This is a genomic window from Mesorhizobium sp. CNPSo 4684, assembly GCF_057784315.1.
In genome coordinates this window covers 21,718-44,636 of the sequence record NZ_JBWLUX010000010.1, presented here as the reverse complement: position 1 = coordinate 44,636, position 22,919 = coordinate 21,718, and the positions used below count along the sequence as shown (strand labels likewise).

Sequence of the window (22,919 nt, the reverse complement as noted above, 5' to 3'; positions counted from 1 at the left end):
CCAACCGAATGTGTCAAAACTAAAACCGCCGGATCACAGTTTGACCGCTGTGGAAAACGCCAATAGAAGGCACCCTTGATCCGGTTCCGCTGCCGGGCAGGGCAAAATTCCATGTCTCACAACACGTTCGGCCATCTCTTCCGCGTCACCACCTGGGGCGAAAGCCATGGCCCGTCGCTCGGCTGCGTCGTCGACGGCTGCCCGCCCGGCATCCGCTTCACGCGGGCCGAAATCCAGGCTGAACTCGACAAGCGCCGTCCCGGCCAGTCACGTTTTGTGACGCAGCGCCGCGAACCGGATGAAGTCAAGGTGCTGTCAGGCTTCATCCTCGACGAGGATGGCGAGACGATGATCACCACCGGCACGCCGGTCTCGATGCTGATCGAGAATGTCGACCAGCGCTCCAAGGACTATGGCGAGATCGCCCGCCAGTACCGTCCCGGCCACGCTGACTACACCTATGACGTCAAATACGGCGTGCGCGACCATCGTGGCGGCGGCCGCTCCTCGGCGCGTGAGACGGCAGCGCGCGTGGCTGCCGGCGCGCTTGCCCGCAAGGTGGTGCCCGGCATGGTGGTGCGCGGCGCGCTGGTCTCGATGGGCGAGAAATCCATCGACCGCGCCAACTGGAACTGGAATTTCGTCAGTGATGCCGAAAACCCGTTCTTCACTCCGGATCCAGCGTCCGTTCCGGTCTTCACGCAGTATCTCGACGGCATCCGCAAATCCGGCTCCTCGGTCGGAGCGGTGATCGAAATCGTTGCCGACGGCGTGCCGGCCGGCCTCGGCGCGCCGATCTACGCCAAGCTCGACCAGGACATTGCGTCCGGTCTGATGTCGATCAACGCCGTCAAGGGCGTCGAGATCGGCAATGGTTTCGAAGCCGCCCGCATCACCGGCGAACAGAATGCCGACGAGATGCGCATGGGCAATGACGGCAAGCCTGTCTTCCTGTCCAACAATGCCGGCGGCATTTTGGGCGGCATCTCGACCGGCCAGGCGATTATCGCCCGTTTCGCCGTCAAGCCGACCTCGTCGATCCTGACGCCGCGCAAATCCATCGACAAGGACGGCAACGATGTCGATGTCATGACCAAGGGCCGCCACGACCCCTGCGTCGGCATCCGCGCCGTGCCGATCGGCGAGGCCATGGTTGCCTGCGCGATCGCCGATCACTATCTGCGGCATCGAGGACAGACGGGAAAGGGAGTAGGCAGTAGGGATTAGGCAATTGGCAACAGGCCAGCCCGACCTTCCTCCCCTAATCCCTACCGCCCAACCCCTATTCCCTGCGAGCGAAGCGAGCCAATGCCTTACGACCAGAAGAAAATCGTCGAAGCCCTCCGCGCTTTCGAACGCGGCGAAATCGTCGTCGTCATGGACGATGACGGACGTGAGAATGAGGGCGACCTGATCGTTGCCGCCGTGCATTGCACGCCGGAAAAGATGGCCTTCATCATCCGCCACACCTCCGGCATCGTCTGCACGCCGATGCCGCGCGAGGAGGCGAAGCGCCTGAACCTGTCGCCGATGGTCGCCGACAATGATTCCGCCCACACCACCGCCTTTACCGTCAGCGTCGATTTCAAGCATGGCACCACGACCGGCATTTCAGCCGACGACCGCACGCTGACCGTGCGCAACCTCGCCAACGGCAATGTCGGCGGTTCGGATTTCGTCCGTCCGGGCCATATCTTTCCGCTGATCGCCCGCGAAGGCGGCGTGCTGATGCGCTCGGGCCATACCGAAGCCGCGGTCGACCTGTGCAAGCTCGCCGGCCTGCCGCCGGTTGGCGTGATCTCGGAACTGGTCAACGACGACGGCACCGTCAAGCGCGGGCCGCAGGTGGCAAGCTTTGCTGAGGAGCACGGCCTCAAGCAGGTTTCGGTCGCCGACCTCATCGCCTACCGGCAGCGCAAGGAAACGCTGGTCGAGCGCGTCGCCTGTTCGGACATCGACACGCTGGGCGGCAAGGCGCAGGTCTTCACCTACACGCTGCCCTGGGATTCCATGCACCATGTAGCGATCGTCTTCGGCGATATAAGGGATGGCGAGGACGTGCCGGTGCGGTTGCATTCCGAGGACGTGGTGACCGACGTCTTCGGCACCAGCCATCGGCTCGATGGCATCATGAAGGCGATGGGCGAGCGCAAGCGCGGCGTCATCGTCTATCTCCGGGAGGGCTCCGTCGGCGTCGCCCACCAGGAGCGCAAGCGGCCGCAGAGCGGCGACCGCGAGGACCACGAAGAGGCGCGCCGCCGCGAGAACGAATGGCGCGAAATCGGCCTCGGCGCGCAAATCCTGAAGGATCTCGGCATTTCGTCGATCAACCTGATCGCCTCGCGCGAACGCCACTATGTCGGCCTCGAAGGCTTTGGCATTCACATCGCCAAAACCGAAATTATCTAGGGTGGTGGGGCAATCGGATGAGCTTCGAGGCATACCTCAATTACTTTGAAGGCGGCGAAGAGAGCTACTTCCCCACTTCGATCATCGAGGAAGCCTTCGCGCCGTTCATCACCAGGCGTGAAGCTGAATTCTCATGCTGGGTCGTCACCTATGACGTTGCTTCGTCGGCCGACCTCTATCTCAATCTGGACCCCGATGACGCCTCGCAATGTTCCGGCTTCACCATCGCGCGGCCGCCAGACGATCCGCGCCTCTACGATGCGTTGTGGAAAATCGTGCGCGTCACCAGTTCGGTCGTTTATTGCGCTGGAGAATGCCCGCCCTTGGTCGGGCGCGCTGAAACAATACCCCATCTGAACCCGGATATGGTCGAGACACTGGGAAGTCCCGTCGTCGTTGTTGATGGGGACGAGATTCGCAACAGGTTTGAACAGTCCTAGGAAGCCCGGCTTCTTCAAGGTGAACGGCGTCCGGTCCGTGAGCTGAACCGGACGCTTGTGCTCCTATTCCGCGGGAACGGCGGCAGCCTCGCATCCGTCCAGCTCGCATTCATGGGTGGCCAGGCTGCGCTGTCCGGCCAGCACCGTGACCAGTGCGATAGTGCCGGCCGCGACCGAGACCCAGAACCCGTTCCGGGCGCCGAACTCGTCCACCACCGCGCCGGCGGCAAACGAGCCCAGCGCCATGCCGATGCCGATCCCGGTCATCACCCAGGTGATGCCCTCGGTCAGCATCGCTTCCGGCACGTGCCGCTCGATCAGGCCGAAGGCGGTGATGAAGGTCGGCGAAATCGCCACGCCGCTGACGAACACGGTCAGCGCCAGCACCGGCACGGTGCCGGCCGTCAGGGGGAGCAAAGTGCCGAGCGCGACAAGAGCGACCGCGATGGCCAGTTGGCGCTGCAGCGGTGCCTTCAGATTGAGCGCGCCGACAACGAGGCCGAGCACGAACGATCCCAGCGCATAGACGCCGATGACGAGGCTGGCGGCGCCCGGCTGGCCGAGTTCCTTGGTGATCGCCACCGTGCTCACTTCCGTCGTCGCGAAGGTGGCGCCGACGAAGATCAGGGCGAAGGTGATGATCTGCACTGGGCGCAGCCGGATTGCCGAGCCGCTTGTGACACGATCCACCGGCCGCACTTGCGGCTCGGTCGAGCGCTGCAGGATGAAAGCTGTCGAGCCGATGGCGAGGAACAGCGTGCTCACCAGAACACCAGCTTCCGGGAAGAGCGCGGCGCTCAAGCCCACCGACAGCGATGCGCCGGCGATGTAGACGAGTTCGTCCGCAGCCGACTCGAAGGCGAAAGCGGTGTTCATCTGCGGCCGGCCGCGGAAAATCTCGGTCCAGCGCGCGCGCACCATGGCCGGCATGCTGGGCATGGCGGCAGCCGCCAATGCCGACACGAACAATGTCCATATGGGCCAATCCTGATTGGCTGCCGCAATCAGCACCGCGAAGGCGAGTACGGTGACGATGGTGGTGGGAACCACGATCCGCGTCTGGCCGAGGCGGTCGACCAGCCGTGAGATTTGCGGTGCCACGAAAGCGTTGCTCAGCGCGAAGGCCGCCGCGACGGCGCCGGCCAGCCAGTATTCGCCATGCGTTTGCGACAGCATTGCCACGATTCCGATCGGCGCCATGGCGATCGGCAGGCGCGCCAGGAAGCCGGCGCTGGCAAAGCCCTTGGCTCCGGGGGCACGAAAGATTTCGGCGTAGGGGTTTTGCATTGCGGGCTCCTCGACAAAGGCCAATTCAACAATTACATACGATGCGTATGATTTTAAGATAGTGCATACGCGGCGTATGTCAATTGGCATACGATGCGTATGTGAATAGGGCCAGAACCATGCACAGACCCCGCAAGGAGATGATCGCCGAAACGCGCGCCAAGCTGATCACGGCGGCCCGCCATGCCTTCGGCACGATCGGCTATGCCGAGGCCTCGATGGACGATTTCACCGCCTCGGCCGGGCTGACGCGCGGCGCGCTCTACCATCATTTCGGCGACAAGAAGGGGCTGCTGCAGGCGGTCATCGCCGAGATCGACGGCGAGATGGCGGTTCGCATAAATGAGATCGCGTCGAAAGCGCCGACCCGCTGGCAGCATTTCGTCGACGAATGCACGACCTATATCGAAATGGCGCTGGAGCCCGAAATCCAGCGCATCATGTTCAGGGATGGCCCGGCCGTGCTGGGGGATCCAGCACTTTGGCCGAATGCCAATGCCTGCGTCGGTTCAATGACCGATCATCTGACCAGTCTGCAGCAGGAGGGGGTGGTCGTGCCCGGCGTCGACCCCGAAACCGCTGCGCGGCTGATCAACGGCGCCAGCAGCCAGGCGGCGCAGCGCATAGCCAATTCGAGCGACCCCGAAGCGACGTCGAAGACCGTGGTTGCGGCCTTCAAGCAGTTGCTAGAGGGGCTGCTCAAGAAGCAGGGTCCGCAGCCGGTCTGAAATCTCACCGGCCGAGGCCCGGCATTTGCCGAGATTGACAATTTTCGACCCAGGCTCATCCTCCCCAGCCATCTCTGAGGGGAGATTCGGGCGCATGTGGGATTTCGATATCGGCAGGTCGGTGTCCATCATGATCAGGACATGGCCATTCATCGTCTTTCGCATGATCGTCTATTTCGGCATCACGCTCGCCTACATCGTGGCGACCGGTAGCGGCGCCTCCGTCGGCTATGGCGTTGGCCATATCTCCACCGATCCCGACGGGCCGCTGTCGTTTGCGCTGTGGGGCGGCATCGTCGGCATCGGCGTCGTTTCGATCGCGCTTTATTGGGTCCGCGAATACATCCTCTACGTCGTCAAGGCCGGGCATATCGTCGTCATGGTGCATCTGATCGACGGCCGCGACATCCCCAATGGCCAGGACCAGATCGCCTATGCCAAGGATGTGGTGAAGGAGCGTTTCGCCGAGGCCAACATCCTTTTCGTACTCGATCAGCTGGTCAAGGGCGCCATCCGCGCCATCACCGGCCTGATCGGCGGCATCGCCGCCTTCCTGCCCATTCCGGGTCTGGGCGGCCTGGTCGCCTTCATCAACACGGTCATCCGCCTGTCGCTGACCTATGTCGACGAGATCATCCTGGGCTACAACATCCGCATCAACTCGTCCTCGCCCTTCGAGACGGCGCGGCAAGGCGTCGTGCTCTATGCCCAGAACGGCAAGACCATGGTCAAGAACGCGGTCTGGCTGGCGGTGATCATGTGGGGCGTGTCCTTCGTCATCTTCCTGCTGATGCTGGCGCCGGCCGCCGCCATCATGTGGTTCATTCCGGGGCAGCTCGGCGGCTGGGCCTTCGTGCTGGCGATCCTGCTGGCCTGGGCCTTCAAGGCGGCATTCATCGAACCCTTCGCCATCGCCTGCCTGATGCAGGTCTATTTCAAGACCATTGAAGGCCAGGTGCCGAACGCCGAGTGGGACCAGCGGCTGGCCGAGGCGTCGTCCAAGTTCCGGGAGCTCAGGGACAAGGCGCTGGCCTCATTCGGCGGCTCGCGCTGGACGCAGCCGAGCACCTAAACCCTGTTGAACGTCGAGGCGACGCGGCGTCAAACCATGGTCAAAGCGGCCGGGCGCGCCTATATCGGGTCATGGTCACAAGGCTCTACACCCATCCGATCTTCCTCGAACATCTGACGCCGCCCGGTCATCCGGAGCGGCCCGACCGCTTGCGCGCCATCGAGCGCGTGCTCGACGACGAGGCCTTTGCGGCGCTCGACCGGGTCACGGCGCCGCAAGGCGACGAGGCCACCATTCTCTATGCCCACCCCGAGGATTTCGTCGCCCGCGTCCGCGCCGCGATCCCCGAGAGTGGCATTGCCCCGATCGACGCCGACACCAGCGCCAGCCCGAAAAGCTGGCAAGCGGTGGTCACCGCCATCGGTGCGGCCAATGCCGCCGTCGACGATGTCTTCGAGGGCCGTATTGCCAACGCCTTCGTCGCCGCGCGTCCGCCCGGCCACCACGCCGAAAAGACCACCGCCATGGGCTTTTGCCTGTTCAACACCGCGGCGATCGCTGCGCGCTATGCGCAGAAGAAACATGGCGCCGAACGCGTCGCCATCGTCGACTGGGACGTGCACCACGGCAACGGCACGCAGGACATTTTCTGGGACGATCCGTCGGTGCTTTACTGCTCTACGCACCAGATGCCGCTCTATCCCGGCACGGGCGCCAAGACCGAAATCGGCGCCGGCAATATCGTCAACGCGCCGCTGGCGCCACAGACCGGCTCGGACATGTTCCGCGATGCCTTGCTGTCGCGTGTCCTGCCGGCGCTCGACAATTTTGCGCCTGACCTGATCATTATTTCCGCCGGCTTCGACGCCCACCATCGCGACCCGCTGGCCGAGATCAACCTCAGCGAGGACGATTTCGACTGGGCGACCGGCCAGTTGCTGGAACGCGCCGGGCGCCACAGCGGCAACCGGCTCGTCAGCCTGCTCGAGGGCGGCTACGATCTGCAGGGATTGGCATTTTCGGTCGCCGCCCATGTCGGGCGGCTGATGAAGGGATAGACTATGGCTGGCGAAGCAAATGAAGACGTCAAGGCGATGAGCTTCGAGCAGGCACTCGACGCGCTCGAAAAGATCGTCGATGATCTCGAACGCGGCGACGTGCCGCTCGATCAGTCGATCAGGATCTATGAACGCGGCGAGGCGCTGAAGGCCCATTGCGACCGGCTGCTGAAGTCGGCCGAAGACAAGGTCGAGAAGATCAGGCTGTCGCGTGACGGCAAGCCGGTGGGAACCGAGCCGCTCGACGCGGAGTAATTTGTCAAACGGGGCGGGCAGAGAAAGCAGGTAAGGAGTTCAAGCATGTGCAGAAACATCAAGACCCTGTTCAATTTCGATCCGCCGGCGACCCATGACGAGATCCGCGACGCCGCCCTTCAGTTCGTGCGCAAATTGAGCGGAACGACGCGCCCCTCGCAACGCAATCAGGCCGCCTTCGATCGCGCCGTCGAGGCGATCGCTGCATCGGCGCATGAATTGCTGCATTCGCTGGAAACCACACACCATCCGCGCAATCGCGAAGAGGTGGCAGCCAAGGCAAAAGCCAAATCGGCGCTGCGCTTCGCCTGAGGATATCCAGATGAGTTTTTTCCCCGGCCGGGACCCTGAGCCTGGCGACGCCTTCGCCAGCGACCAGATTGAGCTGATGGTCATTCCGAACGCCAAGGACATTGACGGTTTTCAGGTTCGCCGCGCTCTGCCGACGGCAAGGCGGCGCCTGGTCGGTCCCTTCATCTTCTTCGATCGCATGGGTCCGGCCATATTGCGCGCCGGCCAGGCGCTCGATGTCCGGCCACACCCGCATATCGGGCTTTCCACCGTCACCTATCTGTTCGACGGCAAGATCAGGCACCGCGACTCGCTCGGCACCGAGATGGTCATCCAGCCCGGCGACGTGAATTTGATGACCGCCGGCCGCGGCATCGTTCATTCCGAGCGCACACCCGAAGAATTGCGCGGCGCGCCGATGTCGGTCTCCGGCCTGCAGACCTGGCTGGCGCTGCCCGACGGCAAGGAGGAGGTGGCGCCGGTGTTCGAGAACACCGCGGCGCTGCATCTGCCCGAAATCGACGCCGAAGGCGTCAGCGGTCGCGTTGTGATCGGCGATTTCCAGGGTTTGCGCTCGCCGGTAAGAGCCGACACCGAGACGCTCTACGCCGATCTGCGCCTGGCGCCCGGCGCCAGTGTGAAAATTCCCGCCGACGCCGAGGAACGCGCCATCTACACGCTGGACGGCGATGTCTCGATATCGGGGGACCGCTTTCCGGCCGAGCGTCTGCTGGTGTTCCGGCCCGGCGACGAACTCGTCGTCTCATCCGAACGCGGCGCCCATTTCATGCTGTTTGGTGGGGCATCGCTCGGCTCTCCACGCCACATCTGGTGGAATTTCGTCTCGTCGTCGAAGGAGCGTATCGAACAGGCCAAGCAGGAATGGAAGACGGGCCGCTTCGATATCGTTCCTGGAGATGAGGAAGAGTTCATTCCGTTACCGGACAATTAACGTCAGCAACACCCGCGTCACTGACACGCATTTACATTCGGCGGGCGGAGGCATATTTCGCCCATGATCAACGCGCATGAACGAAAATAGCTGGGCAGGCTCCTAAACAGTGAACGCAACGCTGCACACGCCGCTTCTCGACAAGGTCCGCATTCCAGCCGATCTGAAGAAGCTTGACGAAAGCGAGCTGCCGCAGCTGGCCTCGGAGCTGCGCGCCGAGCTGATCGATGCCGTCTCGCATACGGGCGGGCATCTCGGCGCCGGCCTCGGTGTCGTCGAACTGACCGTGGCGCTGCACTATGTCTTCAACACGCCGGAAGACCGCGTGATCTGGGATGTCGGCCACCAGGCCTATCCGCACAAGATCCTGACCGGTCGCCGCGACCGCATCCGCACGCTGCGCCAGGAGGGCGGCCTGTCCGGCTTCACCCGCCGCGCCGAGAGCGAATACGACCCGTTCGGCGCCGCCCACTCCTCCACCTCGATTTCCGCCGGCCTCGGCATGGCCATGGCGCGCGACCTCTCGGGCGGCCACAACAATGTCATTGCCGTCATCGGCGATGGCGCCATGTCGGCCGGCATGGCATTTGAAGCATTGAACAATGCCGGCGCGCTCGATGCCCGCCTGATCGTCATCCTCAACGACAACGACATGTCGATCGCCCCGCCGACCGGCGCCATGAGCGCCTATCTGGCGCGGCTCGCCTCAGGCAAGACCTATCTCGGCCTGCGCGATTTCGGCAAGAAACTGACCTCCTATCTGGGCAAGCGAGCCGATCGCGCCATCACGCGGGCGGTCGAACATGCGCGCGGCTACGTCACCGGCGGCACGCTGTTCGAGGAGCTTGGCTTCTACCATATCGGCCCGATAGACGGGCACAATCTCGAACATCTGATCCCGGTCTTGAAAAATGTCCGTGATAATGCCGACGGCCCGGTGCTGATCCATGTCGTGACCCAGAAGGGCAAGGGTTACGGCCCGGCCGAGGCCGCGCCCGACAAATATCATGGCGTCAACAAGTTCGACGTCATCACCGGCGCGCAGACCAAGGCGCCGGCCAATGCGCCGGCCTACACCAAGGTGTTCGCCGAAAGCCTGATCCAGGAAGCGCACGCCGACGACCGCATCGTCGCCGTCACCGCCGCCATGCCGAACGGCACCGGCCTGGACCTGTTCGGCGAAGTGTTTCCGACCCGGACCTTCGATGTCGGCATCGCCGAGCAACATGCGGTGACCTTTGCCGCCGGCCTCGCCACCGAAGGCTACAAGCCCTTCGCCGCCATCTACTCGACCTTCCTGCAGCGCGCCTATGACCAAGTCGTCCACGACGTGGCGATCCAGAAACTGCCGGTGCGTTTCCCGATCGACCGCGCCGGCTTTGTCGGTGCCGACGGCGCCACCCATTGCGGCGCCTTCGACACCACCTTCCTGGCGACGCTTCCGGGCTTTGTGGTGATGGCGGCTGCCGATGAGGCGGAGCTTCGCCACATGGTGCGCACCGCCGCCTATTACGACGAAGGCCCCATTGCCTTCCGTTATCCGCGTGGCAACGGTGTCGGCGTCGACATGCCGGAGCGCGGCTCGGTGCTCGAAATCGGCAAGGGCCGCATCGTCAGGGAAGGCACCAAGGTGGCGCTGCTCTCCTTCGGCACACGGCTGCAGGACTGCCTAATCGCCGCCGAGGAACTCGGCGCTGCCGGGCTTTCGACGACGGTTGCCGACGCCCGCTTTGCCAAGCCGCTCGATGAGGATCTGATCCGCCGTCTCGCCCGTTCGCACGAAGTGCTGGTGACGGTGGAAGAGGGCGCTGTCGGCGGGTTCGCCAGCCATGTGCTGCAGTTCCTCGCCCATGAAGGCCTGCTCGAAAGCGGCCTGAAAGTGCGGCCGCTGGTGCTGCCGGACGAGTTCACCGACCACGCCAAGCCGGAAAAAATGTATGCCGACGCCGGGCTAGACGCCGCAGGCATCGTGCGCACCGTGTTCGTTGCGCTTGGCCATTCCGCGCGCGCGCAACGCGCCTGACAAATCTCGCGCAACGCGCCTGAATCAAAATCTCACACCTCTGATGCATTTTGCCGCTTGCCGGCATAACGCTCTGTTAACGCTGCCCTTTGGCGTTTCGCTTACCGTGTCTTTTGGCCGTTTTTCAACGCCGCCCTGCTAGAACCCGACCAAGGCAGGGAGTTAAAAAACAATGCGAATGCTTCTGTGCGGCGCGGCCCTTTTGGCTGTCATCGCCGCGCCGGCCGTGGCCGAAACCCGCTATGACCGCAAGCTCGAACAGGCGGTGGTCGAGATCGTCGCCGGCAAGATGGGCAACATCAGGGGCGGCTTTTCCTACAAGCATGTGCCGCAGCTCGTCGTCGTGCCGGACGTATCGGCTGCGTCCGTCGAGAGCTCGCCCAAGCAGGCTTTCGGCGACGCCGGTGACGGGCTGACGCCCGCCGTCGAGCGTGAGGTTTCGCGCACCATTTTCTAGAACCACATATCGCGCACGCAGCGCCCATCGCGCGGTAGATCGTCAAAAGTGTCCAGCCCGTCGAAATGATCGATCGGTAGGTCCGCGACCGCCTCGGGCGGCGCCAGCCTGACATTCACGGCAATCCGCGTGCGGCCGCTGTCGCTGCTGCGCAAGCCGCGCCAGGCAAGCACGCAGGCACAGGTCGGGCAGAACAGGATTTCGAAAGACGGCGTCTCCTTGCCGGCCCGCGTATAGGAAAGCAGAGGTCCCGCAACGCGGATGCGCTCGTCGACAAAATCATAGGCCCACAGCGTGCCGTAGCGGCGGCAAAGCGTGCAGTTGCAAGCGGTGATCGGGCCGGGGTCGCCCTCCAGGGTCCAGTGGGCGGCGCCTCAATGGCAGGTTCCCTTCAGCATTCAGCCTCCTAGGCATTGCCTCGTCCATCCGCCTGGGCATTCCTTCAACTGGGCATGTTCTCGAACTGGGGGAGGTCAAGTGGCTTTACCCATCCGAGACGACGCCTGGTGAACATCTCGAGTTTCGGCGCGATCAACTCGGGGCGGTCGAGACTTCCGAGCTGGACGAACACCGTGCCGGGGAACCCTTCGAGATGGTCCGTGAATACCCGCGCGGCGCATTCCGGGCAGTAATTCCGGTCGAGCCCATTGCCCGAATTGGCGATATAGTGAAACGCTTTCGGTTTGCCGCTGATCAGCGTGAAATCATCCTCTGGCACGGCGAAAAACGTCGCAGCTTCGCCGCCGGAAGCCTTCTTGCAGTCGAGGCAGTGACAAATTGCAATGAAAGTGGGATCGGTATCAAACTCGAACTTGACGGCGCCGCAGGCGCACTTCGCAGTATACTTCTTGGCCATGACTTGTCCCCTCTATCGCAATGACGGTGGTTTAACGTGCGCGCACGGCATTGCATGAAGTGTCGTTAGGGATCGCCTCCAAACGTCCAGCGCGCGGGCGCCGCAATGGCAGGTTCACATCAGCATTCGTACTTCGCATGCCTCGTCCACCCGCCTGGCCATCTTGCCGGACTTTGCGCGATAATCAACCGGCGGCGGGCGGCCAGCTTTTCTCACCTCCCATCCCAATGTCCTTGCCTTCGCGACCGGCTTTCGCCATGAAGGCCGATGAACTCCCCTCTGCCAGCCAGCACACGCCAGCGGCTCGACGAATTGCTCGTCCAGCGCGGCCTGTTTGCAAGCCGCTCGCGCGCCCGCGACGCGGTCGAGCGTGGAACTGTCTCAGTCGACGGCGTGGTCGCCCGCAAGCCCGGCCAGACCGTCCTGCCGCAATGCCTCATCGTCATCGACGATCCCGCGCAGGGCTATGTCTCGCGCGCGGCGCTGAAGCTGATTGCGGGGCTCGACCATTTCAGTCTTGATCCCTCGGGCTCGGAAGCCCTTGATATCGGCGCCTCGACCGGCGGCTTCACGCAGGTGCTGCTGGAACGCGGTGCGGTCCACGTTACGGCAATCGATGTCGGCCACGCCCAGATGCATCCCGATGTCTCGTCCGACCCGCGCGTCACCGTGATCGAGGGTTTGAACGCCCGCGAGCTCACGGCCGCTGATCTCGGCGGCCGTATCCCGGATTTCATCGTTTCCGACGTCAGCTTCATTTCGCTGAAACTGGCGATGCCGCCGGCGCTTGCCATCGCCAGGCCGGGAGCGCGAGCGGTGTTTCTGGTCAAGCCGCAATTCGAGGCCGGCCGCGAGGCGATCGGCAAGGGTGGCCTGCTGAAAGACCCCTATGACGCCGCCCGCGTTGCCGGCCTGCTGCAGGAATGGCTCGAAGGCGTCCCTGGCTGGCGTACACTGGGTCTGCACATGTCGCCGATCGAAGGCGGCGACGGCAACCGCGAATTCCTGCTCGGTGGGATCAAGGACCGATGAGCACGCGCTTCACCATCAAGAGATTGGGCTCGCAAGGCGATGGCGTCGCCGAGACGGAAACCGGCGAGCTGTTCATTCCCTTCACGCTGCCGGGCGAAACTGTCACCGCGGCGCGCGAAAGGGATCGCGCCACTCTGATGGCGGTGCTGGAAGCCTCGCCGCTGCGTATCGACCCGGCCTGCCGGCATTTCACAGAATGCGGCGGCTGCGCCGTCCAGCATCTGCAAGCCGACGCCTACCACCAGTGGAAACGCGACAAGGTGGTGCATGCCTTGAAGGGCATTGCCAGCGACATCGGCGCCTTGGTGCCGTGTGCACCCCACACACGCCGCCGCGTCGTGCTTGCCGCCCGGCGCGCCGACACCGGTATGCTGCTTGGCTTCCATCGCCATCTGTCGCCGGAAATCATCCCGATCGAGGAATGCCCGATCTCGCTGCCGGAGATCGTCGCAGCACTCGATCGCTTGCGATCGGTCGCCGACCTGGTTTGCGCCACCACCAAGTCGTTCCGCATGGTGGTCACGGTGACGGGTTCGGGCCTCGACGTCGCGGTCTATGAGTCAGGCAAACTGGGCGAGAACCAGCGCCGGGTCGCCTCCAACTTCGTCATGGCCAATGGATTTGCCCGGCTTTCGATCGACGACGAGATCGTCATCGAGCCGAAAAAGCCGGTGGTCATGTTCGGAACCGTCGCTGTCGCAGTGCCGCCCGGCGCCTTTCTGCAGGCCACCGAAGCCGCCGAACAGACGATGGCCGACATTGTTGGCGGACATCTGAAACGCGCCAAGAAAGTCGCGGATCTCTTCGCCGGCTGCGGCAGCTTTGCGCTTCGGCTGGCGGCGAAATCCGAGGTCCACGCGGTCGAAGGCGACGCACCCGCCCTTTCGGCGCTCGACCGCGGATCACGCTTCGCCACGGGCCTGAAGCGCGTAACCGGCGAACGCCGCGACCTGTTCCGGCGCCCGCTGACGTTCAAGGAACTGAACGCCTTCGACGGTGTCGTCTTCGACCCGCCGCGCGCCGGCGCCGAAGACCAGTCGAAGCAGATCGCCCGCTCCGACGTGCCCTTCGTCGCCGCCGTCTCCTGCAACCCGGTGACGCTGGCCCGGGATTTACGCATCCTCATGGATGGCGGCTACGTGCTGAAAAGCGTCACGCCGATCGACCAGTTCCTCTGGTCGCCGCATGTCGAGGCGGTGGCGCTGCTGGAGAAGCCAAAGAGACGGCGGTAGCCGCAGCCTAGCTTGGCGACATCCGTTTCGGCGTGCCGCCGCGTTGGTTGATCGACACCCAATTGTTTGGGTTCTGCTGCGACTGGCGTTTCAGGAAATAATAGCCCGTCGCGTTCCAGGGCCTGATCTCATCGACCAGATTGTCGAGGACAAGATCGCCCTTGTCGGTCTTCACCGTCAGGATGGTGTGGCCTTCATTGTTGAGGTCGCGCACCACCGTCATCAACAGCGCCTGCCGGGGGAAACCTGCCTGCAGAAGCAGCTTGCGCTTGTAGAGCGCGTAGATCTTGCAGTCCCCCTTGCCGTCCACAGGATAGTCCCAGTGGTCTTCCATGGTGCCCCAGTGATCGAAGTTGCTGACGGGCTTGATGGATCTGTTCGCCTTCTGATTGACCCGCTTGAGGATGCTCAGCTTCTGCGCGGTCAGCTTGACATCGGCGGCCGGCAGAGCGGGCACCTTGCACTCTTTTGGCCGGCGATGGCAGAAATCGACCCAGCCGTAGGGAACGCTGGTGCTTCCGCCGACAGCGGCAGCGGATTGCGTCGACCGCGCCTTAAACCATGTCGATTGTGCCGCCGCCGGACCGGCTTGCAGCGCTGTCGCGCCAATCAAGGAAACGAAGCCAAGGAGGAGAGCCAGGACGCCGGGCCGCATTGCCATCACCAACACCGCAACGAGAAGCTGGGTACGGCGTTTGTGCGCAAACGGCAGCCCAGGCAGTTCAACAGTTACTAATTTCCTAATGTGAATTGTGTTCGCTTCAAGGTGCCGGCTGAGATTTGAAGTTGGAAAACAGCCTGCGCATTCGGGGTGACGTCGAATGGCAGGCCGCTACCGGCGCGCCTCTTTGCTATGCTTCCTGCACGCCATCATGTCCGGCCGCCTTTGCAGCCTTCAGGAAACTGCGGTCAAAGGTTGCAAAGCTAGCACAATGAGCTGCTTTCCCCAGATGCAGCGCATCTGCAAAATCCATTCCCGCTTCGGACAGATCGAGCGCAGAGGAGACAATCGCAGCGTCTTCCAGTTCAACCGTGGGCAACCCGCCGAACCGTCGCAGCGCGCCCACGACCGCGGCTTGGCCATAGCCATAGGCACTGCGCAGCACCCATTCGGCCTCCAGGACTACCGTGACGGCGACAAAGACGGGTTGACCATCGATCAGCCGCCGGGCTCGCGGGGACTGCTCCGGATCGTCGTTCGTCAAATACCTGACGATAACGTTGGTATCAATCGCGAGCATTGCGCCGCCGGGCTTCCGCAAGGACGGCCGCGTCCATCTCCTCCAGAGTCTTCGGCCTGCCACTGTGCGGTAGGACACCGAAGACATCTTCTGGTCGCGTCGGGGCAAAGGCCGGCGCCAATTTCAAAAGCACTCCGTCCGGCGTATCTTCGACCTGCAGGCGTGTGCCCGCACCCCAATCTTTGCGCTTCCGGATCGCACTGGGCAGGATTACCTGTCCCTTGGTGGAGACGGTCGTTGTAAGCTTTTCTGTAGCAGCCATCGCGCACGCCTTTGTGTAAGACAAAGGTAAGATATCCTTATTGCGTCAGCTATTCAAGCCTGGCGGGTTGGCACCTCAAACCCTGGTGCCGCCCACCGTCATCTGGTTCATCCTGAGATGCGGCTGGCCGACGCCGACCGGCACGCCCTGGCCGGCCTTGCCGCACATGCCGATGCCGTTGTCGAGCTTCATGTCGTTGCCGATCATCGACACGCGGTGCATGGCGTCCGGCCCGTTGCCGATCAGCATGGCGCCCTTGATCGGCTGCGTCACCTTGCCGTTCTCGATCATGTAGGCCTCGGTGCAGCCGAACACGAACTTGCCCGAGGTGATGTCGACCTGGCCGCCGCCGAAGGAGACGGCATAGATGCCGTTCTTGACCGAGGCGATGATCTCGTCCGGCTCCATGTCGCCCGCCGTCATGTAGGTGTTGGTCATGCGCGGCATCGGCTGGTGCGCATAGCCTTCGCGCCGGCCATTGCCGGTCGCCTTCATGCCCATCAGCCGGGCGTTCTGGCGGTCCTGCATGTAGCCGACCAGTCTGCCGTCATCGATCAGCACGTTGCGGGCCGATGGCGTGCCTTCATCGTCGACGGTCAGCGAACCGCGCCGCTCGGGCATGGTGCCGTCATCGACGACGGTGACGCCCTTGGCCGCCACCTGCTGGCCGAGCAGGCCGGCGAAGGCCGACGTCTTCTTGCGGTTGAAATCGCCTTCCAGCCCGTGGCCGACGGCCTCGTGCAGCATGACGCCCGGCCAGCCGCTGGACAGCACGATGTCGAACGTGCCGGCCGGGGCCGGGATCGCTTCGAGATTGACCAGCGCCTGCCTGAGCGCTTCCTTGGCCGCATGCTTCCAACTGTCCTCGACCAGGAACTCGCCGAACGCCTTGCGCCCGCCCATGCCGTAGGAGCCGCTTTCCTGGCGGTCGCCATCGCCGACCACGACGGAGACGTTGATGCGGACCAGCGGGCGGATATCGCGCACCATCTGGCCGTCGGCGCGCACGATCTCGACATGCTGCCAGGACGCGGCGAGCGAGGCCGTCACCTGGCGCACGCGCGGATCCTCGGCCCGCAGCCAGGCGTCGATTTCCTGCAACAGCTTGGCCTTGACCTCGAAGGAAGGCGAGGGGATCGGGTTCTCGTCGCCGTAGAGATGGCGGTTGGTGCGGACAGGGGCGGCGGCAAGCGTGCCGGAATAGCCGCCCTTGACGGTCGACACCGCGTCCGCCGCGCGCAGCAGCGACGCTTCGGAAAGATCGCTGGAATGGGCGTAGCCGCTCGCCTCGCCGGCCACCGCACGCAGGCCAAAACCCTGGTCGGTGTTGAAATTGGCGGTCTTCAGTTTGCCATTGTCGAACATCAGCGCTTCGCTCTCGCTGTATTCGAGGAACAGCTCACCGTCATCGGCGCCGTTAAGGGTGTCGGCGACGATCCGCTTGATGCGATCGTCTGAAATGTCGAATTGGCCGATCAGGCTGTTCATGGTGGATCCTTCAACAACGGTTTCACCGCATGTAGGCGCCGGGGCGCTGTTCGGCAATCTCCGCGACGGAAACACAGAAGCCCCTAAGTCAGCCGCCGCGCCATCATGATTTCGTCAATCTCCCGGCCTTCGTAAAGAAAGCCGGCGGGGATGCGGCCGATTTCATGAAAACCTTCGCGTTGATAAAATCGCGTTGCCGCCGGATTTTCCGCGCTTACCGCCAGTTCGACCTGCCTGATACCCAATCTCCGGGCATGGTCGAGCAAAAAATCGAGCATCGCAACGGCACGCCCGCCGCCGCGCTCTGTGTCGCGCACATAAACCATGATGATGGTGGCGCGGTGCGCCATCTTGCTGGCCTGCTGCCGCATCAGGCCCATTATGCCGACGGGTTCATCGCCGCTGAGGCTGACGACAACCGGGTTGTTCGTCAGGCGCTGCCGCCATTCCTCATCCGGCAGACTTTCCCAATCCGCAAGCCTGCTGGCGAAGGCTTCGGGGCAAACACGCAAAGCCTCCAGGCGAATTCGCTTGAAGGTCTCGAAATCGTCGGGAGCGAGCAGCTTCAGGGCCACGGACAATTGGGCTCACGGCAGGGCGGCAAAACCGTCGGCGAAGCCTTTGAGGTCGACGGGGATGCCGATGCCTTCTTCCGGCGTCTGGAAGACGATGAAGGTGGCCGACGTCCCGGTCTTCAGCGTGTCGAGCAGCGGCTTTTCAAGAATGACCTCGGCATAGCAGCCATCCTGGAAGCAGCGCACGAAATAGGCGCGGCCGATATCCTTGCCGTCGACATTGAGGCCGAGCCCGTTGGGCAGCAGCACGCCGAGCGGCGCCAGCACGCGCAGGATCTCGGCCTTGTTGTCGGCGGTGCGCAGCACCACGACCGAAAGTCCCATTTCCGGGCGATCCTCGGCGACAACGTTTTGCATCATCACGCACTGTTCCGAAGTGGCGCCGGCCGGCGTGTCGCAGATGATCGACCACGCGCCATGCGTCGACTTGACCGTGCCGCTCGGCTGCGCTGCATTGGCAGTGCCGGTTGCGGACGAGCCGATACCGATCAGGGCGGCGAGAAAGATGACCTTCGCCCCGCTTCTCGAAAGCCAGGAGTTTCTCGAAAGCCAAGAGGTCATGACGGCTCCATTAGCGAATCACGGCACTTTAAGCCGCGCCAAGGCCAAGTAAAGGATAGGGCGACCGCCGGTCAGCCCCGGCAAGCGCAATAATGCGCTTTTCCCTAGCAAATTCGCCCGAATTGCGACCGTCGGGCGCATTCCGGCCACAAGCCCGCATAGCCTATCTGTCGACGATCCGCGCAAGCCGCGAGGCCGTTGAAACGGCGCGCTCGCGCTTGCGCGCAAAAATGCCGCACGGTTTTGCCCGCTCCTTTCTTGCGGAGGGAAATAGAGTATGGTTTGAACCAGCCTTGGGACTGTCCGGGATTCCCATCCCGGCGATGTACGATATTCCTGCGCCACGACGGCAGGGAACCGGGAGATGATGACGGCGATGAGAAAATTCCCAACAAGCGCCAAATTGATGGCAACAGCAGCTGCTGCCGCCGCATTTTTCGCCGGTGCCTCCGCTCATGCGGCCCAGCCGCAGCCATGGGAGATGAGTTTTCAGCCGCCGGCGACCGACATGATGCGGCAGATCGAGTGGTTCGGGAACTACACGATGTGGTTCGTCGTCCCGATCACCGTGCTGGTTCTGGCTCTGCTTGCCTGGTGCATCTTCAGGTTCCGCGCCAGCGCGAACCCGGTTCCGTCCAGGACCAGCCACAACACGCTGATCGAGATTATCTGGACCGTCGGGCCGGTCGTGATCCTGCTCTTCATCGCCATTCCCTCGTTCCAACTCCTGACCGCGCAGTACACGCCGCCGGAAGAGGCCAAGCTGACCGTCAAGGCGACGGGCAATCAGTGGAACTGGGACTATGAGTATCAGACCGAGAACACGCTCTCCTTCAACTCGGCCATCCTTCAGGATGCCGATCGCGCGGCGATCGGCAAGGAAGACCGCAAGGTCTATCCGCGCCTGCTGGCGGTCGATAACGAGCTGGTGGTGCCGGTCAACACCATGACCCGTGTCCTAGTCACCGCCACCGACGTCATCCACTCCTTCGCCATGCCGGCCTTCGGCATCAAGATGGACGCGGTTCCCGGCCGCACCAACGAGACCTGGTTCAAGGCGGAAAAGGAAGGCCTCTATTACGGCCAGTGCTCGCAGCTCTGCGGCAAGGACCACGCCTTCATGCCGATCGCCATCCGCGTCGTCTCCGACGCGCAATACAAGACCTGGCTGGCAGCAGCCAAGACCGACCTTCCCGGCGCCAACAAGGCGCTGATGGCCGAGGTCGACGGTACCAACAAGGTAGCGGCCGCCGGCAATTGATGCCGCGGGTTAGCAAGAATTAGGGAACGGAGCCGACCATGGCAGAAGCTGCAGCTCACGACGACCACGACCACAAGCCCTATCATGGCTGGGTCCGGTGGGTGTACTCCACCAACCACAAGGACATCGGCACGCTCTATCTGATCTTCGCGATCTTCGCGGGCATCGTCGGCGGCGCGCTTTCGGTCGTCATCCGCATGGAGCTGCAGGAGCCCGGCATCCAGATCTTCACCGGTCTGGCGCAGATGGTCTACGGCATGAACGGCGACGCCGCCATCGATGGCGGCAAGAGCATGTACAACGCCTTCGGCACCGCGCACGCGCTGATCATGATCTTCTTCATGGTCATGCCGGCGCTGATCGGCGGCTTCGCCAACTGGATGGTGCCGATCATGATCGGCGCGCCCGATATGGCTTTCCCGCGCATGAACAACATCTCGTTCTGGCTGCTGCCGCCGGCCTTCATCCTGCTCATCGCCTCGGCCTTCATGCCGAGCGCGCCCGGCGCCTACGGCGTCGGTGGCGGCTGGACGCTTTATCCGCCGCTGTCGACCTCCGGCCAGCCCGGACCGGCCATGGATCTGGCGATCCTGTCGATCCACATTGCCGGCGCCTCGTCGATCCTCGGCGCCATCAACTTCATCACCACCATCTTCAACATGCGCGCGCCGGGCATGACGCTGCACAAGATGCCGCTGTTTGCCTGGTCGGTGCTGATCACCGCCTTCCTGCTGCTGTTGTCGCTTCCGGTTCTGGCCGGCGGCATCACCATGCTGCTCACGGACCGCAATTTCGGCACCACCTTCTTCACCCCGGACGGCGGCGGCGACCCGCTGCTGTTCCAGCACCTGTTCTGGTTCTTCGGTCACCCCGAGGTGTACATCCTGATCCTGCCGGGCTTCGGCATCATCAGCCATATCGTCTCGACCTTCTCGAAGAAGCCGGTGTTCGGCTATCTCGGCATGGCCTACGCCATGGTCGCGATCGGCGCCGTCGGCTTCATCGTCTGGGCGCACCACATGTACACGACCGGCCTGTCGCTCGACACGCAGCGCTACTTCGTCTTCGCCACCATGGTCATCGCGGTGCCGACGGGCGTGAAGATCTTCTCCTGGATCGCGACGATGTGGGGCGGGTCGATCTCGTTCAAGACGCCGATGCTGTGGGCGCTCGGCTTCATCTTCCTGTTCACGGTCGGCGGCGTCACCGGCGTCCAGCTCGCCAATGCCGGCCTCGACCGCTCGCTGCATGACACCTATTTCGTCATCGCTCACTTCCACTACGTGCTTTCGCTGGGCGCGGTGTTCGCCATCTTCGCCGGCTGGTACTACTGGTTCCCGAAGATGACCGGCTACATGTACTCGCCGGTGATCGCCAACACCCACTTCTGGGTCACCTTCGTCGGCGTCAATTTGATCTTCTTCCCGCAGCATTTCCTCGGCCTCGCCGGCATGCCGCGCCGCACCATCGACTATCCCGACGCGTTTGCCGGCTGGAACATGGTGTCGTCCTACGGTTCCTATATCTCGGCCGTCGGCGTGGTGATCTTCCTCTATGGCGTCTTCGAAGCCTTCCAGAAGAAGCGGGTGGCCGGCGCCAATCCATGGGGCGAGGGTGCAACGACGCTCGAATGGCAGTTGCCTTCGCCGCCGCCCTTCCACCAGTGGGAACAGCTGCCGAAGATCAAGTAAGGCAGCCCGAATACGAAACCGCCGGCCCGCCGGCGGTTTCGGCCAACGGAATGATTGGACTCAACTACGCATGGCCCTGGTCGACGACCCATTGATTGACGAAGCGGGCTTTCGAATTTCGGAAGCCACTGCGGGCGACTTTTTCGCCCTCTTGAAGCCGCGCGTCATGTCGCTGGTGGTGTTCACGGCCTTTGTCGGCATGGTGGCGGCGCCCGTGACCGTCAACCCGCTGATAGCGATGGTCGCAATCCTGGCGATCGCCATTGGCGCCGGCGCCTCGGGCGCGCTCAACATGTGGTACGACGCCGACATCGATGCCGTAATGAGCCGGACCGCCGGCCGGCCGGTCCCGTCCGGCCGCATCCTGCCCGGCGAGGCCTTGAGTTTCGGCCTTGTGCTGTCGGCGCTGTCGGTGATGACGCTTGGCGTGCTGGTCAACTGGCTGTCGGCGGCGCTGCTCGCCTTCACCATCTTCTTCTACGCCGTCGTCTATACGATGTGGCTGAAGCGCTCGACACCGCAGAACATCGTCATTGGCGGTGCCGCCGGCGCCATTCCGCCGGTGATCGGCTGGGCGGCAGTGACCGGAACGGTCAGCTTCGAAAGCCTCGTCCTGTTCCTGATCATCTTCCTGTGGACGCCGCCGCATTTCTGGGCGCTGGCGCTGTTCAAGTCCGACGACTACGCCAAGGCCGGCATCCCGATGATGCCTGTTATCGCCGGCCAGGCCTCGACCCGCCGCCAGATTTTTGCCTATGCGCTGATCCTCGCGCCGATCGGCGTGCTGCCCTGGGTGCTCGGTTTCACCACCGCGGGCTACGGTATCGCTTCGCTGGCGCTCGGCGCCGGCTTTGTCTGGTATGCCTGGAAAGTGCTGCGTATGACCGATGACGACCGCGTCATGAAGCCGGCCAAGGCGCTGTTTGCCTATTCGCTGCTCTACCTGTTTGCGATCTTCGCCATCTATCTGGCCGACTGCGTCGTCGGTCGCGCTCTGGCCATCGGTGGAGCATGACCATGATCGACAAGAAGCTTGAACTGGTCACGCTGACCGAGCGCCAGCAGAAGGCGCGGCGCAACCGTTCGGCCGCGATCGGCCTGGCGCTGGCGGCGCTGGTTGTCGTTTTCTACGTCATCACCATCGTCAAATTCGGCCATACCGGATCGATGTGAGGCCGACGATGACCCGCCAGACCATGACCGACCCCGGGAAGAAAAACACCAACCGCGTTGTCGCCGCCGTCTGCGTCGCCTTCTTCGGCGGCATGATCGGCATGGCCTACGCCGCGGTGCCGCTCTACAAGATGTTCTGCCAGGCCACCGGCTATGGCGGCACCACGCAGCGCGCCGAGAAGCAATATGCCGGCCGCATCCTCGACCGCGACATCACCGTGCGCTTCGACGCCAACACCAATGGCATTCCCTGGCAGTTCCAGCCGGTCGCCCGCTCGGTCACCATCAAGATCGGCGAGACCACACAGGCGCATTACAGCGCCACCAACAAGTTCGACCGCGCCGTCACCGGCCGCGCCACCTTCAACGTGCAGCCGGAGCTGGCAGGCCCTTACTTCAACAAGGTCGAGTGTTTCTGCTTCACCGACACGACACTGAAGCCCGGCGAGACGCTGGACATGCCGGTCGTGTTCTATGTGGATCCAGACATCGTCAACGTGCCGGAACTGAAGGACTTGAAGACGATCACCCTGTCCTACACCATGTTCCCGGTCGAAAAGAACAAACCGGTCGCTTCATCGGCGCCGGACAGCACCACCAAAGTTTCAGATACCGAAGCAAATCTCGGGGGTTGA

The 22,919-nt window shown here is 63.3% G+C and carries 27 protein-coding genes; 18 read left to right on the top strand and 9 right to left on the bottom strand.

Annotation, left to right across the window (positions count from 1 at the left end):
- Nucleotides 1-111 precede the first annotated feature (111 nt).
- The 3 genes from aroC to AC04SG_RS11060 all read left to right on the top strand — a co-directional run bounded on the left by aroC (nucleotide 112) and on the right by AC04SG_RS11060 (nucleotide 2,849).
- Nucleotides 112-1,227 (top strand): chorismate synthase, encoded by a 1,116-nt coding sequence (gene aroC, locus AC04SG_RS11070; RefSeq protein WP_488551046.1) that lies wholly within the window; start codon nucleotides 112-114, stop codon nucleotides 1,225-1,227.
- Nucleotides 1,228-1,308: 81 nt separating this feature from the next.
- Nucleotides 1,309-2,409, top strand: a complete 1,101-nt coding sequence (gene ribB, locus AC04SG_RS11065; RefSeq protein ID WP_488551045.1) for a 3,4-dihydroxy-2-butanone-4-phosphate synthase — start codon at nucleotides 1,309-1,311, stop codon at nucleotides 2,407-2,409.
- A 17-nt stretch (nucleotides 2,410-2,426) separates the two neighbouring features.
- Entirely contained in the window at nucleotides 2,427-2,849 is a 423-nt protein-coding gene (locus tag AC04SG_RS11060; protein WP_488551044.1) for a hypothetical protein, read from the top strand.
- A gap of 63 nt (nucleotides 2,850-2,912) precedes the next feature.
- Here AC04SG_RS11060 and AC04SG_RS11055 read toward each other — a convergent pair whose 3' ends face one another.
- Complete coding sequence (locus AC04SG_RS11055) at nucleotides 2,913-4,136, bottom strand: MFS transporter (RefSeq protein WP_488551043.1); 1,224 nt, start codon at nucleotides 4,134-4,136, stop codon at nucleotides 2,913-2,915.
- 119 nt (nucleotides 4,137-4,255) lie between these two features.
- Between AC04SG_RS11055 and AC04SG_RS11050 the strand changes: the two genes are divergently transcribed.
- The 8 genes from AC04SG_RS11050 to AC04SG_RS11015 all read left to right on the top strand — a co-directional run bounded on the left by AC04SG_RS11050 (nucleotide 4,256) and on the right by AC04SG_RS11015 (nucleotide 10,912).
- Nucleotides 4,256-4,864 carry a TetR/AcrR family transcriptional regulator gene (locus AC04SG_RS11050; RefSeq protein WP_488551042.1) on the top strand — a complete coding sequence of 203 codons (609 nt, stop codon included), beginning with the start codon at nucleotides 4,256-4,258 and terminating at the stop codon, nucleotides 4,862-4,864.
- A gap of 94 nt (nucleotides 4,865-4,958) precedes the next feature.
- Nucleotides 4,959-5,936 carry a hypothetical protein gene (locus AC04SG_RS11045; protein WP_488551041.1) on the top strand — a complete coding sequence of 326 codons (978 nt, stop codon included), beginning with the start codon at nucleotides 4,959-4,961 and terminating at the stop codon, nucleotides 5,934-5,936.
- Between the two features lie 71 nt (nucleotides 5,937-6,007).
- On the top strand, nucleotides 6,008-6,934 hold the full coding sequence (locus AC04SG_RS11040; protein WP_488551040.1) for a histone deacetylase family protein: 927 nt from the start codon (nucleotides 6,008-6,010) through the stop codon (nucleotides 6,932-6,934).
- A gap of 3 nt (nucleotides 6,935-6,937) precedes the next feature.
- Nucleotides 6,938-7,189, top strand: a complete 252-nt coding sequence (locus AC04SG_RS11035; RefSeq protein ID WP_142866766.1) for an exodeoxyribonuclease VII small subunit — start codon at nucleotides 6,938-6,940, stop codon at nucleotides 7,187-7,189.
- 45 nt (nucleotides 7,190-7,234) lie between these two features.
- Complete coding sequence (locus AC04SG_RS11030; RefSeq protein WP_488551039.1) at nucleotides 7,235-7,501, top strand: DUF2277 domain-containing protein; 267 nt, start codon at nucleotides 7,235-7,237, stop codon at nucleotides 7,499-7,501.
- Between the two features lie 10 nt (nucleotides 7,502-7,511).
- Nucleotides 7,512-8,432, top strand: coding sequence for a pirin family protein (locus AC04SG_RS11025; protein ID WP_477349748.1), 921 nt, complete (start codon nucleotides 7,512-7,514; stop codon nucleotides 8,430-8,432).
- A 109-nt stretch (nucleotides 8,433-8,541) separates the two neighbouring features.
- A complete protein-coding gene (gene dxs / locus AC04SG_RS11020) occupies nucleotides 8,542-10,455 on the top strand; it encodes a 1-deoxy-D-xylulose-5-phosphate synthase (protein ID WP_352560091.1) in 1,914 nt (637 codons plus the stop codon).
- A 172-nt stretch (nucleotides 10,456-10,627) separates the two neighbouring features.
- Nucleotides 10,628-10,912 (top strand): hypothetical protein, encoded by a 285-nt coding sequence (locus AC04SG_RS11015; protein WP_488551038.1) that lies wholly within the window; start codon nucleotides 10,628-10,630, stop codon nucleotides 10,910-10,912.
- Here the strand turns inward: AC04SG_RS11015 and AC04SG_RS11010 are convergent.
- Nucleotides 10,909-11,268 carry a GFA family protein gene (locus tag AC04SG_RS11010; RefSeq protein ID WP_488551150.1) on the bottom strand — a complete coding sequence of 120 codons (360 nt, stop codon included), beginning with the start codon at nucleotides 11,266-11,268 and terminating at the stop codon, nucleotides 10,909-10,911. The two genes, AC04SG_RS11015 and AC04SG_RS11010, sit on opposite strands and share 4 nt — an antisense overlap.
- Nucleotides 11,269-11,354: 86 nt before the next feature.
- Nucleotides 11,355-11,768, bottom strand: coding sequence for a GFA family protein (locus AC04SG_RS11005; protein WP_488551037.1), 414 nt, complete (start codon nucleotides 11,766-11,768; stop codon nucleotides 11,355-11,357).
- Nucleotides 11,769-12,035: 267 nt separating this feature from the next.
- On the opposite strand from AC04SG_RS11005, the gene AC04SG_RS11000 reads away from it, so the two are divergent.
- On the top strand, nucleotides 12,036-12,800 hold the full coding sequence (locus AC04SG_RS11000) for a TlyA family RNA methyltransferase (protein ID WP_488551036.1): 765 nt from the start codon (nucleotides 12,036-12,038) through the stop codon (nucleotides 12,798-12,800).
- Nucleotides 12,797-14,032, top strand: a complete 1,236-nt coding sequence (locus tag AC04SG_RS10995; protein ID WP_488551035.1) for a class I SAM-dependent RNA methyltransferase — start codon at nucleotides 12,797-12,799, stop codon at nucleotides 14,030-14,032. The genes AC04SG_RS11000 and AC04SG_RS10995 overlap by 4 nt, the downstream gene beginning before the upstream one ends.
- A gap of 7 nt (nucleotides 14,033-14,039) precedes the next feature.
- Here AC04SG_RS10995 and AC04SG_RS10990 read toward each other — a convergent pair whose 3' ends face one another.
- The 6 genes from AC04SG_RS10990 to AC04SG_RS10965 all read right to left on the bottom strand — a co-directional run bounded on the left by AC04SG_RS10990 (nucleotide 14,040) and on the right by AC04SG_RS10965 (nucleotide 18,159).
- Entirely contained in the window at nucleotides 14,040-14,693 is a 654-nt protein-coding gene (locus AC04SG_RS10990) for a transglutaminase-like cysteine peptidase (protein WP_488551034.1), read from the bottom strand.
- A gap of 190 nt (nucleotides 14,694-14,883) precedes the next feature.
- Nucleotides 14,884-15,273 (bottom strand): type II toxin-antitoxin system VapC family toxin, encoded by a 390-nt coding sequence (locus tag AC04SG_RS10985; RefSeq protein ID WP_488551033.1) that lies wholly within the window; start codon nucleotides 15,271-15,273, stop codon nucleotides 14,884-14,886.
- Nucleotides 15,260-15,535 carry an AbrB/MazE/SpoVT family DNA-binding domain-containing protein gene (locus AC04SG_RS10980; protein WP_142866757.1) on the bottom strand — a complete coding sequence of 92 codons (276 nt, stop codon included), beginning with the start codon at nucleotides 15,533-15,535 and terminating at the stop codon, nucleotides 15,260-15,262. The genes AC04SG_RS10985 and AC04SG_RS10980 overlap by 14 nt, the downstream gene beginning before the upstream one ends.
- A gap of 75 nt (nucleotides 15,536-15,610) precedes the next feature.
- Nucleotides 15,611-17,023, bottom strand: a complete 1,413-nt coding sequence (gene tldD, locus AC04SG_RS10975) for a metalloprotease TldD (RefSeq protein WP_488551032.1) — start codon at nucleotides 17,021-17,023, stop codon at nucleotides 15,611-15,613.
- 83 nt (nucleotides 17,024-17,106) lie between these two features.
- A complete protein-coding gene (locus AC04SG_RS10970; protein WP_488551031.1) occupies nucleotides 17,107-17,604 on the bottom strand; it encodes a GNAT family N-acetyltransferase in 498 nt (165 codons plus the stop codon).
- A gap of 6 nt (nucleotides 17,605-17,610) precedes the next feature.
- Complete coding sequence (locus AC04SG_RS10965) at nucleotides 17,611-18,159, bottom strand: invasion associated locus B family protein (protein WP_488551030.1); 549 nt, start codon at nucleotides 18,157-18,159, stop codon at nucleotides 17,611-17,613.
- 364 nt (nucleotides 18,160-18,523) lie between these two features.
- Between AC04SG_RS10965 and coxB the strand changes: the two genes are divergently transcribed.
- The 5 genes from coxB (at nucleotide 18,524) to AC04SG_RS10940 (ending at nucleotide 22,919) form a co-directional block, all read left to right on the top strand.
- Nucleotides 18,524-19,420, top strand: a complete 897-nt coding sequence (coxB, locus tag AC04SG_RS10960) for a cytochrome c oxidase subunit II (RefSeq protein WP_488551029.1) — start codon at nucleotides 18,524-18,526, stop codon at nucleotides 19,418-19,420.
- Between the two features lie 38 nt (nucleotides 19,421-19,458).
- Nucleotides 19,459-21,111 carry a cytochrome c oxidase subunit I gene (ctaD, locus tag AC04SG_RS10955; RefSeq protein ID WP_192256330.1) on the top strand — a complete coding sequence of 551 codons (1,653 nt, stop codon included), beginning with the start codon at nucleotides 19,459-19,461 and terminating at the stop codon, nucleotides 21,109-21,111.
- Between the two features lie 70 nt (nucleotides 21,112-21,181).
- Complete coding sequence (locus AC04SG_RS10950; protein WP_352560068.1) at nucleotides 21,182-22,126, top strand: heme o synthase; 945 nt, start codon at nucleotides 21,182-21,184, stop codon at nucleotides 22,124-22,126.
- A complete protein-coding gene (locus AC04SG_RS10945; protein WP_488551028.1) occupies nucleotides 22,123-22,284 on the top strand; it encodes a hypothetical protein in 162 nt (53 codons plus the stop codon). Before AC04SG_RS10950 ends, AC04SG_RS10945 begins: the two co-directional genes overlap by 4 nt.
- Nucleotides 22,285-22,292: 8 nt before the next feature.
- Complete coding sequence (locus tag AC04SG_RS10940) at nucleotides 22,293-22,919, top strand: cytochrome c oxidase assembly protein (RefSeq protein ID WP_142866751.1); 627 nt, start codon at nucleotides 22,293-22,295, stop codon at nucleotides 22,917-22,919.

Coding starts and splice junctions, on each gene's coding strand:
- aroC (WP_488551046.1), top strand. CDS start 112: ATGTCTCACAACACGTTCGGCCATCTCTTCCGCGTCACCACCTGGGGC.
- ribB (WP_488551045.1), top strand. CDS start 1,309: ATGCCTTACGACCAGAAGAAAATCGTCGAAGCCCTCCGCGCTTTCGAA.
- AC04SG_RS11060 (WP_488551044.1), top strand. CDS start 2,427: ATGAGCTTCGAGGCATACCTCAATTACTTTGAAGGCGGCGAAGAGAGC.
- AC04SG_RS11055 (WP_488551043.1), bottom strand. CDS start 4,136: ATGCAAAACCCCTACGCCGAAATCTTTCGTGCCCCCGGAGCCAAGGGC.
- AC04SG_RS11050 (WP_488551042.1), top strand. CDS start 4,256: ATGCACAGACCCCGCAAGGAGATGATCGCCGAAACGCGCGCCAAGCTG.
- AC04SG_RS11045 (WP_488551041.1), top strand. CDS start 4,959: ATGTGGGATTTCGATATCGGCAGGTCGGTGTCCATCATGATCAGGACA.
- AC04SG_RS11040 (WP_488551040.1), top strand. CDS start 6,008: ATGGTCACAAGGCTCTACACCCATCCGATCTTCCTCGAACATCTGACG.
- AC04SG_RS11035 (WP_142866766.1), top strand. CDS start 6,938: ATGGCTGGCGAAGCAAATGAAGACGTCAAGGCGATGAGCTTCGAGCAG.
- AC04SG_RS11030 (WP_488551039.1), top strand. CDS start 7,235: ATGTGCAGAAACATCAAGACCCTGTTCAATTTCGATCCGCCGGCGACC.
- AC04SG_RS11025 (WP_477349748.1), top strand. CDS start 7,512: ATGAGTTTTTTCCCCGGCCGGGACCCTGAGCCTGGCGACGCCTTCGCC.
- AC04SG_RS11015 (WP_488551038.1), top strand. CDS start 10,628: ATGCGAATGCTTCTGTGCGGCGCGGCCCTTTTGGCTGTCATCGCCGCG.
- AC04SG_RS11005 (WP_488551037.1), bottom strand. CDS start 11,768: ATGGCCAAGAAGTATACTGCGAAGTGCGCCTGCGGCGCCGTCAAGTTC.
- AC04SG_RS11000 (WP_488551036.1), top strand. CDS start 12,036: ATGAACTCCCCTCTGCCAGCCAGCACACGCCAGCGGCTCGACGAATTG.
- AC04SG_RS10995 (WP_488551035.1), top strand. CDS start 12,797: ATGAGCACGCGCTTCACCATCAAGAGATTGGGCTCGCAAGGCGATGGC.
- AC04SG_RS10990 (WP_488551034.1), bottom strand. CDS start 14,693: ATGGCAATGCGGCCCGGCGTCCTGGCTCTCCTCCTTGGCTTCGTTTCC.
- AC04SG_RS10985 (WP_488551033.1), bottom strand. CDS start 15,273: ATGCTCGCGATTGATACCAACGTTATCGTCAGGTATTTGACGAACGAC.
- AC04SG_RS10980 (WP_142866757.1), bottom strand. CDS start 15,535: ATGGCTGCTACAGAAAAGCTTACAACGACCGTCTCCACCAAGGGACAG.
- tldD (WP_488551032.1), bottom strand. CDS start 17,023: ATGAACAGCCTGATCGGCCAATTCGACATTTCAGACGATCGCATCAAG.
- AC04SG_RS10965 (WP_488551030.1), bottom strand. CDS start 18,159: ATGACCTCTTGGCTTTCGAGAAACTCCTGGCTTTCGAGAAGCGGGGCG.
- coxB (WP_488551029.1), top strand. CDS start 18,524: ATGATGACGGCGATGAGAAAATTCCCAACAAGCGCCAAATTGATGGCA.
- ctaD (WP_192256330.1), top strand. CDS start 19,459: ATGGCAGAAGCTGCAGCTCACGACGACCACGACCACAAGCCCTATCAT.
- AC04SG_RS10950 (WP_352560068.1), top strand. CDS start 21,182: ATGGCCCTGGTCGACGACCCATTGATTGACGAAGCGGGCTTTCGAATT.
- AC04SG_RS10945 (WP_488551028.1), top strand. CDS start 22,123: ATGACCATGATCGACAAGAAGCTTGAACTGGTCACGCTGACCGAGCGC.
- AC04SG_RS10940 (WP_142866751.1), top strand. CDS start 22,293: ATGACCCGCCAGACCATGACCGACCCCGGGAAGAAAAACACCAACCGC.